General features: G+C 41.3%; 18 protein-coding genes. 1 reads left to right on the top strand and 17 read right to left on the bottom strand.

Translation table 11 applies throughout. The annotated features are described in order from the left end of the window. The first annotated feature begins 95 nt into the window (after positions 1–95). The gene (typA, locus tag L877_RS0101910; RefSeq protein WP_026834651.1) at positions 96–1,931 is read left to right on the top strand and encodes a translational GTPase TypA; all 1,836 of its coding nucleotides are present in this window, start codon (positions 96–98) and stop codon (positions 1,929–1,931) included. Between the two features lie 81 nt (positions 1,932–2,012). Here the strand turns inward: typA and mobA are convergent, their stop codons facing one another. The 17 genes from mobA to L877_RS0101825 all read right to left on the bottom strand — a co-directional run bounded on the left by mobA (position 2,013) and on the right by L877_RS0101825 (position 20,160). Further along, positions 2,013–2,594 carry a molybdenum cofactor guanylyltransferase gene (mobA, locus tag L877_RS13265; protein ID WP_051437607.1) on the bottom strand — a complete coding sequence of 194 codons (582 nt, stop codon included), beginning with the start codon at positions 2,592–2,594 and terminating at the stop codon, positions 2,013–2,015. Continuing rightward, a complete protein-coding gene (locus L877_RS0101900; RefSeq protein ID WP_026834650.1) occupies positions 2,591–3,025 on the bottom strand; it encodes a hypothetical protein in 435 nt (144 codons plus the stop codon). The genes mobA and L877_RS0101900 overlap by 4 nt, the downstream gene beginning before the upstream one ends. Continuing rightward, entirely contained in the window at positions 3,022–3,570 is a 549-nt protein-coding gene (locus tag L877_RS0101895) for a hypothetical protein (protein ID WP_026834649.1), read from the bottom strand. Before L877_RS0101895 ends, L877_RS0101900 begins: the two co-directional genes overlap by 4 nt. 16 nt (positions 3,571–3,586) lie before the next feature. Then, positions 3,587–4,261, bottom strand: coding sequence for a formate dehydrogenase accessory sulfurtransferase FdhD (locus L877_RS0101890; protein WP_026834648.1), 675 nt, complete (start codon positions 4,259–4,261; stop codon positions 3,587–3,589). Between the two features lie 13 nt (positions 4,262–4,274). Further along, on the bottom strand, positions 4,275–6,989 hold the full coding sequence (gene fdhF, locus L877_RS0101885; protein ID WP_034784841.1) for a formate dehydrogenase subunit alpha: 2,715 nt from the start codon (positions 6,987–6,989) through the stop codon (positions 4,275–4,277). Further along, a complete protein-coding gene (locus L877_RS0101880) occupies positions 6,982–8,790 on the bottom strand; it encodes an NAD(P)-binding protein (RefSeq protein ID WP_051437611.1) in 1,809 nt (602 codons plus the stop codon). Before L877_RS0101880 ends, fdhF begins: the two co-directional genes overlap by 8 nt. Before the next feature lie 209 nt (positions 8,791–8,999). Continuing rightward, positions 9,000–10,388, bottom strand: a complete 1,389-nt coding sequence (locus tag L877_RS0101875; protein ID WP_026834645.1) for a glycine--tRNA ligase — start codon at positions 10,386–10,388, stop codon at positions 9,000–9,002. Between the two features lie 141 nt (positions 10,389–10,529). Next, entirely contained in the window at positions 10,530–11,159 is a 630-nt protein-coding gene (locus L877_RS0101870) for a flavodoxin family protein (protein WP_026834644.1), read from the bottom strand. Positions 11,160–11,212: 53 nt separating this feature from the next. Continuing rightward, the gene (locus tag L877_RS0101865) at positions 11,213–11,599 is read right to left on the bottom strand and encodes a hypothetical protein (protein WP_026834643.1); all 387 of its coding nucleotides are present in this window, start codon (positions 11,597–11,599) and stop codon (positions 11,213–11,215) included. 103 nt (positions 11,600–11,702) lie between these two features. After that, entirely contained in the window at positions 11,703–11,828 is a 126-nt protein-coding gene (locus L877_RS14475; protein ID WP_278244177.1) for a hypothetical protein, read from the bottom strand. A gap of 15 nt (positions 11,829–11,843) precedes the next feature. Next, complete coding sequence (locus L877_RS11720; RefSeq protein WP_051437606.1) at positions 11,844–13,754, bottom strand: DEAD/DEAH box helicase; 1,911 nt, start codon at positions 13,752–13,754, stop codon at positions 11,844–11,846. Next, complete coding sequence (gene pflA, locus L877_RS0101850) at positions 13,741–14,472, bottom strand: pyruvate formate-lyase-activating protein (RefSeq protein ID WP_341349118.1); 732 nt, start codon at positions 14,470–14,472, stop codon at positions 13,741–13,743. The genes L877_RS11720 and pflA overlap by 14 nt, the downstream gene beginning before the upstream one ends. Positions 14,473–14,566: 94 nt before the next feature. Then, positions 14,567–14,806, bottom strand: a complete 240-nt coding sequence (gene grcA3, locus L877_RS14470; protein WP_026834641.1) for an autonomous glycyl radical cofactor GrcA3 — start codon at positions 14,804–14,806, stop codon at positions 14,567–14,569. Positions 14,807–14,855: 49 nt separating this feature from the next. Then, positions 14,856–16,925 carry a formate C-acetyltransferase gene (pflB, locus tag L877_RS0101840; RefSeq protein WP_026834640.1) on the bottom strand — a complete coding sequence of 690 codons (2,070 nt, stop codon included), beginning with the start codon at positions 16,923–16,925 and terminating at the stop codon, positions 14,856–14,858. Positions 16,926–17,034: 109 nt separating this feature from the next. Beyond that, positions 17,035–17,265 (bottom strand): acyl carrier protein, encoded by a 231-nt coding sequence (locus L877_RS0101835; RefSeq protein WP_026834639.1) that lies wholly within the window; start codon positions 17,263–17,265, stop codon positions 17,035–17,037. A 216-nt stretch (positions 17,266–17,481) separates the two neighbouring features. Continuing rightward, entirely contained in the window at positions 17,482–19,275 is a 1,794-nt protein-coding gene (locus L877_RS0101830) for a PT domain-containing protein (protein ID WP_026834638.1), read from the bottom strand. A 198-nt stretch (positions 19,276–19,473) separates the two neighbouring features. After that, positions 19,474–20,160 carry a tRNA threonylcarbamoyladenosine dehydratase gene (locus tag L877_RS0101825; protein ID WP_026834637.1) on the bottom strand — a complete coding sequence of 229 codons (687 nt, stop codon included), beginning with the start codon at positions 20,158–20,160 and terminating at the stop codon, positions 19,474–19,476. Between the last annotated feature and the right edge of the window lie 7 nt (positions 20,161–20,167).

Here is a 20,167-nt window from a genome sequence, read left to right as displayed (position 1 = left end):
ACATATGCTATACTAATAATTTGTGGGGTATGACAATACCCATTCCAAGCAAAAGCAAAGCGCTTTTCAGGCGAGATTTAGAAAGGAAGTTGAAGATGAGAACTACAAGAGACGATATTAGAAATATTGCAATTATCGCGCATGTAGACCACGGTAAGACTACAATTGTTGATGAGCTTCTTAAGCAGAGTGGTGTTTTCCGCGAAAATCAGGAAGTGGCTGAGCGTGTCATGGATTCCAATGACATCGAACGTGAAAGAGGAATAACTATTCTATCCAAAAACACAGCAATTCACTACAATGATATCAAGATTAATATTATTGATACTCCGGGGCATGCCGACTTTGGTGGCGAAGTTGAGCGAGTGCTCAAAATGGTTAATGGTGTTGTTCTTGTGGTGGATGCTTTTGAGGGAGCTATGCCACAGACCAAGTTTGTTTTGAAAAAAGCATTGGAACTTTCGCTTCCTGTAGTTGTTTGTGTCAACAAGATTGACCGTCCAGAAGCTCGACCAGAAGAGGTTGTGGATGAGATTCTCGAGTTATTTATAGATTTGGAGGCTGACGAAGAGCAGCTTGATTGCCCATTTATCTTTGCTTCAGCAAAAGAAGGAAAAGCTTCTAATAGCATGGATGTAGAGGGAACCGATATGAAGCCTCTATTTGATGCTATTATTGATTACATCCCTGCCCCAACAGGTGACCCAGAGGCGGATACACAGGTACTTATTAGTACAATTGACTACAATGAATACGTTGGACGTATCGGTGTTGGAAAAGTGGATAACGGCTCCGTTCGCGTAAACCAGGACGTGGTTATCGTAAACGCACACGATCCTGAGAAAAATGAAAAAGTCAAGATTAGTAAGCTCTATGAGTTCGAGGGACTTGAAAGAGTTGAGGTTGAAGAAGCTAAGATTGGATCAATTGTTGCTATTTCAGGTATTTCGGATATTCACATCGGAGATACGATTTGCTCACCTGAGAATCCTGAGGCAATTCCTTTCCAGAGAATTAGCGAACCTACTATCAGTATGGATTTTATCGTAAATGACAGTCCACTCGCGGGACAGGAAGGAAAATTTGTGACTTCACGTCATTTGCGCGATAGATTGTATAAAATGCTCAACACCGACGTAAGTTTGCGAGTTGAGGATACAGAGAGCACAGAGTGCTATAAGGTTTCAGGTAGAGGTGAACTTCATCTCTCAGTTTTGATTGAAAACATGCGCCGTGAAGGTTACGAGTTCGCAGTTAGTAAGCCGGAAGTTCTCTACAAGACAGATGAGAACGGCAAGAAACTCGAGCCACTTGAGAAGGCATTGGTGGATGTGCCGGATGAATTTACCGGAACAGTAATAGACAAGCTCAGCCAGAGAAAGGGCGAGCTTCAGGCCATGAATCCTCTAAATGCGGGAACTACAAGACTTGAATTCTTAATTCCATCCAGAGGCTTGATTGGATACAGAGGCGAGTTTATGACAGACACCAAGGGAAATGGTGTTATTAATACTGAGTTTTACGGTTATGGACCATATAAGGGAGATATTTCTTATAGAAAACAGGGATCATTGATTGCCTTTGAATCCGGTGAGGCCATTGTCTACGGACTATTTAACGCACAGGAAAGAGGAACGCTCTTCGTTGGACCTGGCGAAAAAGTTTACGGTGGAATGGTAGTTGGGCAGAATGGAAAGACCGATGACATCGAGGTAAATGTCTGCAAGAAGAAGCATTTGACCAACACTCGTTCATCAGGTTCTGATGAAGCTTTGAGGCTTTCACCAAAGGTTGAGCTAAGCCTCGAAGAAGCCATTGACTTCATCGACACAGATGAGCTTCTCGAAGTCACTCCGGAAAATCTCAGAATCCGCAAGAAGATTCTCGACGGAACTGAGAGATATAGAGCAAAGAGAAATGCAGGAAAATAATCCGAAGAAAATTGTCTTACGAACGACGTGAGTAAGACCAGCAATATGCGATTCCACAAAAACAAGCCGGCCCTAGGTTATTCACCTAGGTGCTGGCTTTACTAATCTCTGTAAATATTCATATTCTTCCGGAGTATTACATCCCCGAACCAGTATTTCTTCACCGAAAAAAGGGACTTCTTCATACCCCACCTCTTCTAAAAGTGACATCACTTTTCTCTTATTATCTGTGAGAATTCTCTCGCAGTTTTTCGCCAAGGATTTATCATATATCCCAAGCAAAGGTTGAATTCGCCGTTCACACGAAGCCACTGTCACAAGCCCACTTCTCTCTTCATGAATTTGGCACAATTTCTCCAGAAATTCCACAGGGACCAAGGGCGCATCTTCGGCGATAACTATGACGCTGTCATGCGAAGCTGCTTCTAAGCCTGCGTGGATCCCCGCCAAGGGGCCCTGCCCTTCAAACCTATCCTTGACATATCTCGTTTTTTCGCAGGGTTTCGCAAATCCCGATAGAATTATATCTTCTATGCCAAGTTTAAGCAGCTTATCTCTTATGATCTGGACAAATCCTCTGCCTTCAATTTTCAACAGAGCTTTCTTCTGCCCCATTCGCCTGCTCTTGCCACCTGCAAGAATTATCGCGGAATACTCTGTCATTTCACTTCAATCCTCACCACATTTTTTACTGCTCTCTTAGAATCGGAATCGCCGAACACTATTAGTCTTGCCTTGCCAGATTCTATTTGGATCCAGGCATTTGCAGTATCTGCAGGCTTTACAACGGCATTATATTCGTCGTCGGCCACAACTCTTGCCTCCGTGAAACCTGAATCACCGATGAGCTTATCAATTCTAATGCCCTTTCCGCTTACTTCCTTGGACTGTCCCTTTCCATTGACGACAGTTCCACTGAAGGACTCAAGACTCAGGGTTGAAAAATCAACCACTGTATTTTTCCCTTCTCTTTCTATAACCAGAGAGTTCGGTGGAGTTGACTGTCTCCCCTGCAGGTAGAAGAAAGTAATCCCCGTACTGACCATCACAATTAATGTGAATAATATACAAATTATTATGCTGTTTTTTTTCATTTGATTTCTCCTTTATTCTTTATAATTCCTGTGACAAAACCTGCCATAATACCGCATGTTGCACCTGTAACTGCCGACAGACAAACATATACGAGCAATACCATAATCGGAAGATGAAATACCACAAGATTTGCAAACAAAGCTGCCGCTATTGATGCCAGTGTGTTGGCCAAAAACATACCAATTCGCCTGTCAATTGGCATGAGCATTACGAGGTCAATCACGACACCGGGAATCAGGTAGGCAAAGGACATCAGTGGTCCCATACTTCCCATCATGCCAATAGCTAGTGCTGTAATTCCCTGCGTTAGCCCCATGAAAGTTGCGGACCATTTTTTTTCTGTAACTCCATATGCCGTCACAAGAAACATGAGGGAAACTGATGTCGATATACCGCCGGGAACGTGAAGAATCCCAGTAATTATATTGCACATGGGGTTGATTAAGTGCTTGACAAATATTCCGACGATGCTGCAGGCAACAAGAATGATTATACTAATTGTCATCCGCCTACTATCAACAACATTTACATTCTTTTCATACATAAATCAGACCACCTCTCTATTCATATAAATCATATTTATCCGGATATGCTCTGCAAACGAGCTTCAATTTATACCGCCCCGCTAGCTCTATAGCTTTATCGCTTGGAACAGCCTTGGAAATCAACACAGGAATTCCTGCAAAAAGCACTTTTCTGACTGCTAATTCTGATACTCTTCCCGATGTAAACAGAATCGTATCACTCATCTCTAATCCCTGTAAAACACCGTATCCTATGGCTTTATCAATAGAATTATATCGACTAATATCTTCACATGAAAACAGGATATTTCCGCTTTGGTCAGAAAGGAAACAGCAATGTGTTCCCTGAGTATGGCTGTGAATTGGCAAATCGTATGAAAATACTTTTGCAAGACAAAATACAACTTTATTATCCAGCACAATGTCAGGGAAAACAGTAGGTTCCGGCTTTTTATTAGTTTGAACTTTCACCTCTGCAATTACATGCTTTTCATCAATTTCCAGTGACAATATATCGTCCTTATTTGCTATGAATCCGTCTGTAAACAGTCTTCCAGCAATCAACTCCGGCAAATTGTTATCTGAGCAAGTAAGATTTAACTTAGCTTCCCCATTAACTCGAACTAGTATACTATGCTCTCTTGCCACAAAAGCATCTTCACGCTCTCCGCTTCCGCTAGATGTAACTGTTATTCTTGACTTACTGATCATATACTTCTCCTTATCAGATCTTCGAGATATTTACTGCGCATACTTTATACTCCGGAATCCTGGCAAAATCATCAAGCGCCGCATTAGTCAGAACATTTACAGGCGAATCTTCAAAGTGAAACGGCATCCATGTTTCTCCCTGAGAAACTTTTCTCCCCACTCTCGCCGTAGCTGTTATCTCGCCTCGTCGACTAGAAACTTTGATTCTCTCACCGTTAGAAATCCCGAGTTTATCCGCATCTCTATAATTAATCTCAATAAAGCCCTCTCCGGAAATATCCATTAATCCAGGTGAACGCTTTGTCATAGCCGCCGCATTGTAATGATAGAGAATTCTACCAGTGGTTAGCATATACGGATATTCCTCATCTGGGAGTTCATCCGATGCCTTATACTCCGCTGGATACAGAAGTACTCTTCCCCTAACCGGTCCCCCCACGTGCATTATCGGTGTTCCCGGGTGATTTTCGTCTGGACATGGCCACTGGAGGCTCTCTCCTGAGTCAAGTCTCTTATAACTTATCCCACCAAAGCTTGGTGTTAAGCTCGATATCTCATCCATAATCTCCGAAGGTGTGAGATATTCTTGCTTGTAGCCCATGGCATTCATGAGATCAAAGATTATCTCTGTATCAGGGCGCATATCCCCGTCTAACTCTACGGCCTTTCGTATGCGCTGAACTCTTCTCTCTGTATTGGTAAATGTTCCGTCCTTTTCGGCATATCCAACTCCCGGCAAAACAACATCAGCGTATCTGGCAGTCTTGGTCATAAACAAATCCTGAACTACCAAAAATTCCAAGTTTTTTAGAGCCATCTCTATGTGATGTGTGTCCGGATCGGATACTATAGGATCTTCACCGCAAATATAGAGACCTTTGATAGTACCTTCTATCGCCGCAGGGAAGACTTCCGTAGCCTTTAGTCCCGGTTTGGAGCTTAATTTGACGCCCCAGGCTTTCTCAAACTTTTCCACGACTTCAGGATTATCCACTTTTTGATATCCCGGAAAATCTGTTGGTTGAGCACCCATATCACACGCACCCTGTACATTATTCTGTCCACGGAGCGGATTTACTCCACATCCGCTTTTTCCTATTTTTCCGCAAATAGCGGCCATATTGGACATGCACATAACTCCCTCAGTTCCTGTAGAATGTTCCGTTACTCCAAGGCAATATATGATAGGCGCCTTTTCTGCAGTTGCATACATTCTTGCAGCCTCTCTGAGTTTATCAGGATCTATGTGACATATTTCACCCACCTTTTCAGGTGTATAATCCTCGACAAGCTTTTTTAGTTCTTCATATCCTTCTGTGAAATCCCTTATATAATCGTGATCTACGAGATCCTCTTCTATCATGACATGCATCATTCCATTGGCGAAGGCCACGTTGGTTCCCGGTCGTAATTTCAAGTGAATATCTGCATATTTAGTTAGACCTATTTCGCGGGGATCTACTACTATTAATCTTGTTCCACTCTTTACTGCTCTTCTTATCTGCATTCCCACTACCGGATGTGCTTCCTCCGGATTAGAACCAATTAATAGGATGCAATTAACATCCGAAGTTATATCGGAAATAGGATTAGTCATGGCGCCTGAGCCAAGTGTTTTAGCCAGTCCTGCCACCGTAGCAGAGTGGCAAACTCTGGCACAATTATCCGTATTATTGGTTCCAAAACATGTACGGACCATTTTCTGAACCATATAGATATCCTCATTCGCAGACCTAGAACATGCAAATCCGGCAAGAGAATCACCGCCGTATTTATTCTTAATTTTCATCAGTTGATCCGCAGTGAATTGTATAGCTTCCTCCCAGGAAACCTCTCTAAATTCGCCTGTCTGGCGGTCTTTAATAAGTGGTTTTCTAAGCCTATCCTCAGCATGTACAAAATCAAAACTTCCAGACTTACCCTTAACACATAGCCTGTTCTTATTTGATGGGCCGTCTGCCGGCGCTACATCAACTATTTTATTATCTTTTACCACCAAGTAGAATTGACAGCCGGTTGCACAATGCGGACAAGTAGTTAAAACCTTTTTAATTTCCCAACTCCTATAGGAATTCTGCCTCTTCATGGTAAGCGCACCTGTAGGACATACGTTGGCACAGTTTCCACAGGACTCACAAGAAGTAGTCTTATAATTCTTTCCAAATGGGGCGAGAATCATGGTTTTATTACCGGATCTTCCAAAATCTAGGACGCCGTTTCCAGCCACCTTGTCACAAGCATTTATACATCGCATACATTGGATGCACTTGCTTGGATCAAAGCAAATATATGGATTATCATCAACAAGTTTTATTTCACCGGTTTTGTCCCGACTAAATCCACTATAATCTGAATGTTTAACATCATATTCATTGCATAATTTCTGTAATTCGCATATTCCATTGGCCGGGCAACTCATGCAGTCTTGGTTGTGATTTGCAAGTATTAATTGGAGAATATTTTTTCTATAATTTAATATCTTTTCTCCTTTAGTAACAATCACCATGCCATCTTCACATTTAGTTCTGCAAGCCGGTAAAAAGTTATCGTGACCTTCCACTTCAACCATACATAATCTGCACATTCCCACATCCGATACTCCCTCAAGATAACATAGAGTTGGAATATAAATATTATTTTCTCTCGCTGCCTTGAGAATAGTATAATCAGAGGGCACCAAAATCTCCTTATCGTCAATGGTTATGCCTACATTAATATCTTTATTCATCTCCACTCCCCCCTTTCATAACTCCACAACCATAGTGATCACAACGCAGACATCTCGACGACTCTCGCATCGCCTCCTCATAGGTCATAGGGAGTTCGACAAAATCAAATCCAGCTCTTCTCTCATATGGATCTTTTTCCTCGATTTCCGCTCTTCCTGTAGGAATACACGGGTTTGGAAGTGGATTTGGGATTTCCACATCACATGGAATCTTGTGATGGTACCCCAGATATTCATCTATATTATATGCCGCAACCTGACCTGCATCAATGGCATTAATCGCCGTGGATGGACCAGTCACGCAGTCTCCTCCCGAGAACACACCGGCCATCCCGTCGACTTCGCACATTTCATTCGAAGCAATTCGCCCTCTAATGGTCGGAACGCCCGCCTCCTCAAAACTGGCAACATCACTTCTCTGTCCCACCGCAAGTATCAAGTAGTCGCACTTGAATCGATATGGATAATTGGTAGAATGTTCCGTCGTCATCATGCCATATTCATCATACTCTCCCACTATCTCAGGTTGAAGCCATACTGCTCTAACTTCATTGGTATCATTGTCTGCTTCAATATTCAAAAAACTGAGGAGCGTTCTAAATCTCACACCCTCTTGCATTGCGCCTACTATCTCCTCTTCAAGAGCTGTATAATCATCTCTTTTTCTCGTAAATACGTGAACTGTCTCAGCCTTCAGTCTAACAGCTGTCCTAGCAGCATCCATGGCAACATTTCCGCCGCCGATAAGTGCCACTCTCTTTCCCGTCAAATCCGGCAACTCTCCCTTAGCAGCCAATTGGAGAAAATCTGCCGCCGGAATGACATTCTTTGCATCAGCGCCATCCACAGGCATTCTGTTGCCAAGTTGAGCACCGATACCAATATAAACCGCATCAGACTCACTTCGAATCTCATCAAATGAAATATCAACACCGACCTTGGTATTGCATTTTACATCAATGTCCTCTACATTTAAAATCGCTCTTATATCTTTGTCTAATTCATCTTTTGGAAGACGATACTCCGGAATTCCATATCTCAGCATACCTCCGAGGTTTTCATGCTCTTCATATACAGTGACAGAATGTCCCATTAGTGCAAGAAAATATGCCGCTGTAAGTCCGGATGGTCCAGCACCGATAATTGATATCTTCTTTCCCGTCGGAACATTTTTCCTTGGATTATCTATTGAATCTGCCGGAGTCGTATCAACTGCATACTTTTTTAACCCGCGAATATTGATAGGTGCATCTACCAAACGACGGCGGCACTTGCGTTCGCACGGATGCTCGCAAACCATGGCGCAAGCCGTCGGAAAAGGATTGCGATCACGAATCAGCTTTATCGCTCCTGCATAATCCTCCGCCTTAATCAGAGAAATATATCCGGGAACATTTACATGTGCAGGACACAGACTTACACAAGGTGTTGTCTGCTTATGCCCGGCAATACAGCTGTGATTCCTAATATGACTTTCGTATTCATCTTCAAATTGATTTAAACTATCGAGAATAAGATTAGCTGCAGATATTCCCACTGCACAGTCCGATGTTGCTGCTATCATCTGGCACATCTGCTCTAATTGTTCTAATATATCATCGCCTGCTATCCCTTGCAATATGCTTTGCAACATTTTGTCAACTTCAACAAGACCATCGCGACATGGAACGCATTTTCCACATGATTGGTTCATAGATATTTGGAGAAGGGATCTGTATAAAGAAATAGGACACATCCCCGGTGGATAGGCACTCATCCTTGAACGAAATTTGTGCAATACTGTATCAATTCTTTCGTTCATATCGCCTCTTTTAACTAATTTTCTCAAGTGGAGTCACCTCCGCATCTTCCTTAATTCATACTTTAATCTACATACTTATTCGTAACAAACAATCATAAATACATTATATCATGTCTTAGTGAAAATTCATAGTTCTTAATTGTCGAAAAAAGCCTCACTCCAAGCATCCCTGGAATGAGGCTAACTATATTCACAAAATATATATTTGATTAAAATTCAAACTTCTCTTCAAAGTATGACTTGAGATCTGCAATAGCAATTCTCTCCTGCTCCATTGTATCACGATCTCTGACAGTAACTTTTCCATCTTCTTCTGAGTCAAAGTCATATGTAATACAGAAAGGAGTTCCAATCTCGTCCTGTCTTCTATATCTCTTACCGATATTTCCTCTGTCATCATACTCGCAGTTGTAGTATTTGCTGAGTTCATCGAATACTTTCTCTGCGCCTTCATTAAGCTTCTTTGAAAGTGGAAGTACACCGATTTTAACAGGAGCAAGTGCTGGATGGAAATGCATAACCGTTCTTGTATCGCCGCCCTCAAGCTCTTCCTCGTCATAAGCACTGCAGAGGAATGCAAGTGTAACACGGTCAGCACCGAGCGATGGCTCGATAACATATGGCACGTATTTTTCTTTCTTCTCATCATCGAAGTACTCCATTGACTCTCCGGAAGTCTCCTGATGTCTAGTAAGGTCATAATCTGTTCTATCAGCAATTCCCCAAAGCTCTCCCCAACCAAATGGGAACAAGAACTCAAGGTCTGTAGTCGCCTTACTGTAGAAAGACAATTCCTCTTTATCATGATCGCGGGCTCTGAGCTCATCTTCCTTGATTCCAAGATTCTTGAGCCAATCAAGACAGAACTGTCTCCAGTATTCGAACCACTCAAGGTCTGTATCTGGCTCACAGAAGAACTCAAGCTCCATCTGCTCGAACTCACGAGTTCTAAAGGTAAAGTTACCTGGTGTAATCTCGTTACGGAATGACTTACCAATCTGTCCGATTCCAAATGGAACTTTCTTTCTAGATGTTCTCTGAACATTTTTGAAGTTTACGAAAATTCCCTGTGCTGTCTCTGGACGAAGATAAACTGTATTCTTAGCATCCTCTGTTACACCCTGGAATGTCTTAAACATAAGATTAAATTGACGTATATCCGTAAAGTTGTGCTTACCACAGCTTGGGCACACAATTCCCTTCTCTGCGATGAAATTCTGCATCTGCTCATTGGTCCAACCGTCAACTGAACCTTCGAGCTCTATGCCGTTCTCACCGGCATAATCCTCGATAAGCTGATCGGCACGAAATCTCTCGTGACACTCTTTACAATCCATAAGAGGATCGGAAAAACCACCGAGATGCCCTGATGCAACCCATGTCTGAGGGTTCATAAGAATTGCACAGTCAACTCCTACGTTGTACTTGTTTTCCTGAATAAACTTTTTCCACCAAGCCCTCTTAACATTATTCTTAAGCTCTACTCCGAGATTTCCGTAGTCCCATGTATTAGCAAGACCACCGTAAATCTCAGAACCAGGATAGATAAATCCTCTACCCTTTGCGAGTGCAACAATTTTCTCCATTGTTTTTTCCATAATCATAGCCTCCATAATATTTATCCGTTTTATATGTGACCCTAAAACAAATCACTCATTCTATTGTACTAGTTTTTGGTAAAAAAGTAAAGAAAAAAATGCCCGAACCGCCTAAAAAAGCGAATCGGGCAACCATTATCACTACTTCCCGTCAGGAAAACTTGTGAATACATTTCTTTCCTCTTCCGGAAGTCCATACTTCTCCTTGGCATCTGCAATAGCTCTTATCATAAATGTCATGTTTCTGGCAAGGTTCCTCATAGTCTGAAGTCCCTCAAGATCCTTCTTGACATCCTCTGCCGTAAAGCCATGAACCATGTTCCAATAGGTACTTGGTGCAACCGCCATGCCTGTACCTGCAAGATACTTGTTAAGCACATCATAAGTTGCAGTATTACCACCTCTTCTACAGCTGACAACCGCAGCTCCGACTTTCATATGCTTAGTAAATTTTGTACTGTAGAATACTCTGTCAAGTAGAGCTAGCAAAGTTCCATTTGGTGAGCTATAATAAACTGGACTACCGATTACAAGACCATCAGCTTCTTCAAACTTTTCCGCAACTGAATTGACTAAATCATCATCAAAAACACACTTTCCATGTTCACCGCAATAGCCACATGCCACGCAGCCCCTAACCGCCTTACTTCCAACTTGAATAATTTCGAAGTCGACTTGCTCCTTTTCAAAAATCCTCGCCATCTCTTCTAGTGCTGTCGCCGTGCAACCACTTGCATGAGGGCTTCCGTTGAGCATCAATACTTTCGCCATACTAACATCTCCTAGCTTAATTTTACATCCCACTTATGATAAATATAGCATTTTTATTTACTTGATGCAACAACTTTTACGTTAGATACTTTCTTAAAGTCCTTTTTAGCTTTTGCAACACTGTTCTTCGGAACGTGAATTTTTACTATATACCCTGCCTCAAGCTCTTTTATATTTTGGAACTTAACCTTGGAATATTTTGCTACATAAATATCCTCCAAATAAGATCCTGAAACCACTGAGCCAAATGGCAAATATTTACAGTTAACTTTCTTAATATTCTTGTTGAGACGAAGTGTGTTTACACCGCTTCTCCAACTTGTCTTCTTGGTTATTTTTTTGATGACATTAGGAAGTTTATAATCTCCTTTAAAGCCGGCGTAATAGAGCATTTCACCTGTCTTTTTAAGATAAATGTTCTGATTCTTACATCCAAACACCTTGTTTTTCTTGCTGACCTTGACATTTCTATCACCAACTAATTCCCCGAGGAAATTAATCTTCTTCTTGTTATCAACATCGACAATTCTTTTGACTTTTTTGTCAATTGTAAAACTGCCACTTTCTTTTCCAAGAATGAAATGCTTGTGATATGCTTGGACAAGAACCGATTGCTCCAGCCAAAACTCCTATTGATAAAAATGTTGCACAAATTTTCTTTACTCTCATAATTAGTCTCCTCTCTTAATAATCAGCCGCCATTCGCTTTGCTTCCTCCTCCATCAGTTTCTTGCTATCAATAATCTCTCCCGCACTTTCACCTAGCGCTTCCATATTCATATCACCGACCAATGAATCATCTGCATAATTCTGAAATAGCATTGCTTTTTCCTTTAATATATCCATAATTCTTTCATCTATTGATGATCTAATTAATAGGCGGTGGACCATTACAGTCTCCGTCTGTCCCATTCGATATGCCCTCGCAATTGCCTGGGTTTCGATAGATGGTTTGAGCTGTGGCTCGCAGAATACTATCACACTTGCCGCCTGTATATTTAGTCCCACACCGGCAGCCTGCACTTGGCACACAAGCACGTCTCCGGTCTCATCGGAGGAATATTTATCTATAATTTTCTGTCTATCTTCACTTGATACACTTCCATCAATTATACCTGCGCATCTTTCTCCAAGCATTTCTGCCACAGTATTAAGTGTATTTTTGAAGAAAGAAAATACAATTATCTTTCTGCCTGACGAGATCATCTCATCGCATATTTCCATCAATCTTTCAGCTTTGGTAGATTGACTCATATCTCCTATATGCCAAGAAAGCTGCCTCGCAGCCATAAAATTATTCTCCAGAATAGCCGCTTTATAAAATTCCAATTCTTTGGAGTTCATATTTCCCCATTCCTCTTTTTCGATAAGAGGAGGAAGCTCCTTTAGCACATCTTCCTTTACTCGCCTGAGATAAACAGGCGCAATTGTCTTCTTGTATTGCTTCGTATCTTCAGTCAGTCTGTCAGCCACATCTTGTTGCAACAAACTAACCAGAAAAACCATCTCAGATACCTTATTTTCGAGAGGGGTACCTGTCATAAACAACACTCTCTCTGCATTAGAAATCGCACCCATTACAGACTGTGTTCTCTGAGCCTTGGGATTTTTAACATAATGCGCCTCATCTACAACCATCATATCTATAGCTGTTCCCTCAGGAACAGGCACCTTATTGAGCGTTTCAAAAGTCGTAATTCCAACGCCACCTTCCCTGACCCATTGCTGCATTTCCTCGTCTCTTCCCTTGCTATAAATTTCTATAACATTCAGGTCAGTAAACTTCTCTATTTCTCTCGTCCAGTTGACCACAACGCTCAATGGACATACAACAAGAAAATGGTCCGCGCCTTCACTCGCTAGGTGTGTAAATGCTGCAAGTGCTTGCATGGTCTTGCCAAGTCCCATCTCATCCCCAAGCAGAACATTTTTCTGGTGTATTATATACTGAGTTCCAAAGAACTGATAGCGTCTCAAATTGGCATGAAGTCCCTCAAGATGAAGTTCTACCGACTCGATACTTGTCATCAATTCGTCAGAAATATATGTAGTCTTCGTGTTTTTCGCACTGACATCAGCCTTATCTTCCTTGATGCTATCAAGTAGGGAATAGTATGCAGCCGAATTAGCTCTGAAGTCCTCCCATGGGCTTCCGGCAGAAAAAGAATGCTTTCTCTTATATTCCGCCAACAACTCTTCTGCTTCGCTTGCATAGTCACCCTGCTCTAATTGCGATAATTTTTCATATGCTTCTGCTGCTAATTCTTTATCTTTTGCACTTGAAAATAAAGAACTTAGCCCTCCCATAAGTGCCTTAGTTCTCGGAACATTTTCCTCTATAATAGAATGTGATTCTTCATATATCCTCGCCACATTCACAAGCAATTCCTGCTCTTTTCTATATGTATTTAACTGGCGAACAAGCAGAGTTGCATCTAATGTCTCATCTGTAATTGGTATCGTGACCTTAGATGCAGTGTTTCTTATATCCTGCTCCGCCTTCTTTTTTCCTGCCACAAGCCTACTCAACTCATTGTCTAGACTTGAAAGCTTATTAACCATCTTCTTGACTTTACTTGAATCAATCTTTCCCATGCTTAATACCTTCTATTATCTTCTGTCTGGCCCAGAGGACCTTCTCCTTATCAAACGGTTCCAAATCTCCTAGAGGATACGATATGCCCATTTCTTCGTATTTTTTTATACCCATTTTGTGATATGGTAGTACCTCAAGTTCCTTGAGGGTTCTGAACTGACTTATTAGTTTCCCCACAGCCATCAAGCTCTCCTCAGAATCAGTGATTCCAGGAACAACCACATGTCTAATTCTCAGTGGAGTGCCCATCTCACTAACTAGCTTAGCAAACTCAACCACCGCCCCCATATCCTGCCCTGTAAGCTCCTTATGCCCATCAGCATAAGGGGATTTGATATCAAGCATGACGAGGTCCACTGATTTCAGTAGACGCTCAAATTCAGCTCTTTTCTCGCTTGTATAGCATATACCGGATGTATCGAGACATGTGTTGACACCATTGGCCTTAAAGCATTCAAAGAGTTCCGTCAAGAACTCAAGCTGGACAAGTGGCTCTCCTCCTGTCGCGGTTATGCCACCATTTTTGTAAAATGCTCTGTTACGATCAAACTTTTCATATATTTCTTCCACAGACATCTCTGTTCCGCCATCATACTTCCATGTGTCCGGATTGTGACAGAACTTGCATCTCATAGGACATCCCTGAAAAAATACCACAAATCTTACGCCTGGTCCATCCACTGTTCCAAAAGTTTCTATTGAATGAATTTTACCCATAATAATCACCATTACCCATTTATTCGTTTCTTCTAAAATTTAAATATTTAAAAAGGGCACCTCAATACAAGGTGCCCAAAATTGTTACCTTAAATTAGAATGATTCATGGAATGTTCTTGAAATAACCTCATCCTGCTGCTCCTTTGTGAGCTTATTAAAATTAACTGCATATCCTGAAACTCTAATTGTGAGCTGTGGATACTTCTCTGGATGCTTCTGTGCATCAAGCAAAGTCTCCTTTGTAAAAACGTTAACATTGAGATGATGTCCACCCTTTTCAGCGTATCCATCAAGCAAGTCAACCATGTTATCTATTTGTGCTTCTGTAGCCATATTAATTACCTCCTTAAATCATTAATTGATTCTGAGTGCCAAGTTTATATTAGCACTCTGCACATCCTGGGTCAAGTTCTACTGCCAAGTCACCCATAACAACACCATTTGACAAATCGCCCTTACCAAGTGCATCAGGGATGATAGAGAATGTATTAGAAATACCATCCTGTGAGTACTTGAATGGAAGCTTTGATACTGAGCTAAGGCTGGCAACTGCTCCAGACTTATCTCTGTTGTGCATTGGGTTTGCACCTGGTGCAAATGGCTCACCCTTCTTTCTTCCGTCAGGTGTAGCTCCTGTAGCACGACCATATACAACATTTGATGTAATTGTAAGAATAGAAGTTGTTGCAATACTTCCACGATATGTATGATTTCCTCTTACATATCTCATGAAAGTCTTAACAAGCTTGTAAGCAATCTCATCTACTCTATCATCATCATTACCATATTTAGGGAAATCACCCTCAACTTCATAGTCTACAACGATTCCCTGCTCATTACGTATTGTCTTAACCTTTGCATATTTAATAGCAGAAAGAGAATCTACAACTACTGAAAGTCCAGCAATACCGGTAGCAAACCATCTTGTTACCTTTCTATCATGAAGTGCCATCTGAAGGCTTTCATAACTATATTTATCGTGCATATAATGAATGATATTAAGTGCATTTACATATACACCTGCAAGCCATTTCATCATATCTTTGTATTTATCTACAACTTCATCATAGTCAAGGTACTCAGATGTGATTGGTCTGTACTTAGGTCCAACCTGCTTGAATGATACCTCGTCAACACCACCATTGATAGCGTAAAGAAGACACTTAGCAAGGTTTGCTCTAGCTCCGAAGAACTGCATCTCTTTACCAACGCGCATTGAAGATACGCAACATGCGATAGCATAGTCATCACCATGTGTTACTCTCATGAGATCATCGTTCTCATACTGAACTGATGAAGACTCTATACTTGTCTTAGCACAGAATTTCTTAAAGTTACGTGGAAGCCTTGTTGACCAAAGAACTGTAAGGTTTGGCTCTGGTGCAGTACCAAGGTTTGATAATGTATGAAGATAACGGAATGACATCTTTGTAACAAGTGTTCTGCCGTCGATACCCATACCACCGATTGACTCAGTAACCCATGTAGGATCTCCTGAGAAAATATCGTTGTATTCAGGTGTTCTAGCAAATCTAACAAGACGAAGCTTCATAACGAAGTGGTCTACGAACTCCTGAATCTGCTCCTCTGTAAATGTTCCATCTGCCAAGTCTCTCTCAGCATAGATATCAATAAATGTTGAAGTTCTACCAAGTGACATAGCAGCACCATTCTGCTGTTTAACAGCAGCAAGATAACCAAAGTATGTCCACTGAATAGCTTCCTGAACATTTTCAGCTGGCTTAGAAATATCAATTCCATAAATCTCAGCCATCTTTTTGAGATCATGAAGCGCTCTAATCTGCTCAGATAACTCCTCACGCTCTCTAATTACATCAGAGTACATAGTTGTTCTTGTTGACTCTTTCTGATGCTCCTTATCCTCAATAAGTCTGTCAACTCCATAAAGAGCTACTCTACGGTAGTCTCCAATGATACGTCCTCTTCCATAAGCATCTGGCAATCCTGTAATAACATGGCTTGAACGACATCTTCTGATCTCAGGTGTATATGCGTCAAATACTCCTGCATTGTGTGTCTTTCTGTGAATTGTAAAAAACTCTTCTACTTCAGGATCAAGCTCATATCCATTATCAGCACATGCCTGCTTTGCCATTCTGATTCCACCATATGGCTGAAGTGATCTCTTAAATGGCTTATCTGTCTGCATTCCAACAATCTTCTCAAGGCTTTTGTCAAAATATCCCGCTCCATGGCTTGTAAGGGTAGAAATAACCTTTGTGTCCATGTCGAGAACTCCGCCTGCTTCTCTCTCCTTCTGATAGAGATCCATAAACATATCCCAGAGTTTTGTAGTATTCTCTGTAGGACCTGCCAAGAAACTATCATCACCTTCATATGGTGTATAGTTCTTCTGGATGAAGTCTCTTACATTAATCTCCTTGTTCCATGCTCCTTTTTTGAAGCCTTTCCATGCTTTTGAATTGTCCATTTGTAACCTCTTTTCCGTGTAAAATTTAATAGTTTCATATATTTAGACAAGGAAAGCCGCTTAAATTAAGCAGCCATCCATAATCTTCTTAAATATTAATGTGTGTGTATTACTCTACACCTTTGCTCTTAAGGAACTCAATCACATCGCCTACTGTGTTAATGCTCTCAAGATCATCTGTAGGAATCTCTACTCCGTACTCATCCTCCAAAGCCATAATGAGTTCATAAAGATCCAATGAATCTGCTCCAAGGTCATCTTTGAATGAAGCACTTTCTGTGATGCTATCTGCATCTACACTCAACTGATCAGCAATAAGTTCTTGCATTTTCTCTAACATATTTCATTTCTCCTTTTTTGTATCTCTTGTCATATTATCCACAAGATATTGTATTCAATTCCTCACACCCACTAGACACATTTTACATTATATGCATATGTTTGTCAACACCAAATGGAGTAATTTTTTTTAAAATATTGATAAACTTTTCTTTACATAAAAAAGAATTGCGGAGGCAGTCAAAACCGCCCCCACAACATACATTGCAAATAATCTTTAATACTCACCTGTTCTATATGGAATCTGGGCCTCATAAATCGCCTTATTGTTGATTCCAGAAGGAGTAGTTTCATAGTCAAAAAGTGTTGTATGAAGATCTGAAATCTTGAAGTCAGGTACATCCTGTCCAAGATACTTCTCTTTGTAATACTTAGCAAGTACATCAACATCCGCTGGGACTACGGCATGGCTCATAGATGTATCGTGCAAGAATATAATCAAGTTATCACTAAGTCCAAGCATATCAAAAGTTGGCTTAGCTTTCTGGAATACATACCAAAGACCTGGTGCGTTCTGCCATATATCCCAGTTAAATCCGGTCACAAGCATAAGCGTACGACCTTCCTGCGCAAACAGCGATGCAAGCATATACTGATCAAATACTGTATTTTCTATACGAATTCGCTTAAAGTTCTCATTGAACCAACCAGATTCATCGCCTACGTGAAGAGCTCCAATCTTCTCACATCCACCTTTGCTGAATGTAGCTGTATCCTCAAAACCGAGACTTGATACATCATAGGTCTGTGTCACATCTCCACCCGGATTGTAAAGGAATGATCCCATTCCACCGGCTCCGGAGCAAGCAGGAATAGTAATTTTAAATCTCTTGTCAAATGCTCCGGCCACAGCTGTTGCCTTACCATATCTAGACACACCTGCTACCATAGGGAAGTTCTTATTAAGCTTATATTGCTCACCGGCACCCTGCTCAATAACATCGACAATCTTACTTGCGCCCCATGCCCATGAAATCAAGGCTCCACTTTGCTCTTCCCAGTCTTCCTTATTATATGGATATAAGTCATAGAACTTTCCTTCATGCTTAGCATTATCACTGCCGAGTTCTCCACAGCTAAAGTTTACTATGGCAAATCCATTGTCGAGAGCATTTTGCTCATCCTGAAGACTGCTGATGCAAACGAAGAATGGCCAACCACCTTCAGGTGCCTCTCCATTAGGAACTTTTACAGATGCGCTGAATGAGATATCGCCATCACTCACCTGGCCTTTGACAGAACCATCAGTCTTAACATTGATATTAATGTTATTGCCACTATTATCATATGTTACTGTCTCGCCCTTTCCATCGCGCCACATTCCATACATATAGTACTGATACATCTGTCTGATTTCCTCTGCTCTGTAATTCCACTTTTCAAATGTTACAGGGGATCCGTCTAGGAATGTCATTATCTCTGGCACGCCTACAACTTCATCGCTCAACTTATTAGGACTCACAAATGTTTGAAATGGATAGTTTGTTGGTAATGGCTCTGGAGTAGGAGCTACTGTCGGTGCATCCGTTGGTGCTACTGTCGGAGCTTCTGTTGGCGCTTTTGTAGCAACCTCTGTCGCCGCTACAGTTGATACCGCAGTTGCCGCCGGTGCTGCTGTCGCCTTGCTTGTTTCCTTGTTGTTGTCACTGCTCTTCACAACATCCTTAACTGTTACCTTGAGAGTCAACTTAGTCTTCTTCCCCTTCACTTTACATGTCAGCTTAATGGTGGCTTTTCCGGCCTTTTTTCCTTTTACCTTGAGATAGCCCTTGGTGCCCTTGAACTTCTTGGTTACGCTTACCACCTTCTTGCTGCTTACCTTGACTGCAACTTTACCACTCTTAGTTCCATTCTTAAGCGATACCTTTGCCGTCTTTCCTACTTTAACTTCTACCTTTTTCGTAGATAGTTTCAACTTCTTTGCCGCATCAGCCTGTCCCCCGGACATAGCAGACACAGCCACCGCACTGACAACCGCCATTGCGATAAACTTCTTACTTCTTTGCAACATATTATCCTCCTCGTCTCGTGGCAATCTTTGTCCCACGTGCCACTTTTATAATTCTTTACTATGTGAAAACACACAGCTTTTCCATAAAATATTGTATCATACTTGTGCATTTTCCACAATAATAATAACCTATTTTACTATTAGAATTAATAATAAAATAAGACCCTAACTATTATATAATAGTTATATGGGCCTTGTCTAAATCTCACATAATTCTTTTATCACTTCAGATGCTATGATAAGCCCTGCAACCGATGGTGTGAAAGCATTGGATCCCGGGGCACCTATATCAACCTTCGGCTTTTTTACTTCTTCCTTGGAGTACAGGCACTTCAAACGCCTAACTCCCCTTTTCTTCAACTCTCTTCTCATTACCTTTGCAAGGGGACACATGCTAGTCTTGTATATGTCTGCAACCTCAAATTCCATGGGATTCCACTTGTTTCCGGTTCCCATAGAGCTTATTATCGGCACACCGGCCTTATTTGCCGTCATGACTATTTCAATCTTAGCAGTGACAGTATCCACTGCATCTACTACATAATCATACTGACTAAAGTCAAATTCATGACTGTTTTCAGGCAAGAAAAATGTTCGCCTCTTAACAACTATACAATCAGGATTGATATCCTTTATTCGCTCTTCCATGACATCAACTTTATCTCGCCCGATAGTAGAATGAAGTGCTACTATCTGACGATTGATATTGGTTATATCTACCTTGTCATGATCGACTATTTCGATATAACCCACTCCGGATCGAGCCAAAGCTTCTACCACATGACCGCCGACGCCGCCAATGCCAAACACAATCACTCTCTTGGACTCCAACTTCTTAAAATTCTCTTCTCCGAAGAGAATCTCCGTTCTCATAAACTCTTTCATAAGTTCA

This window comes from Eubacterium xylanophilum ATCC 35991 (genome assembly GCF_000518685.1).
GTDB classification, from domain to species: Bacteria; Bacillota; Clostridia; order Lachnospirales; family Lachnospiraceae; genus Eubacterium_F; species Eubacterium_F xylanophilum.
The sequence above is the reverse complement of the archived record's forward strand: the minus strand, read 5'-3'. Positions and strand labels throughout refer to the sequence as shown.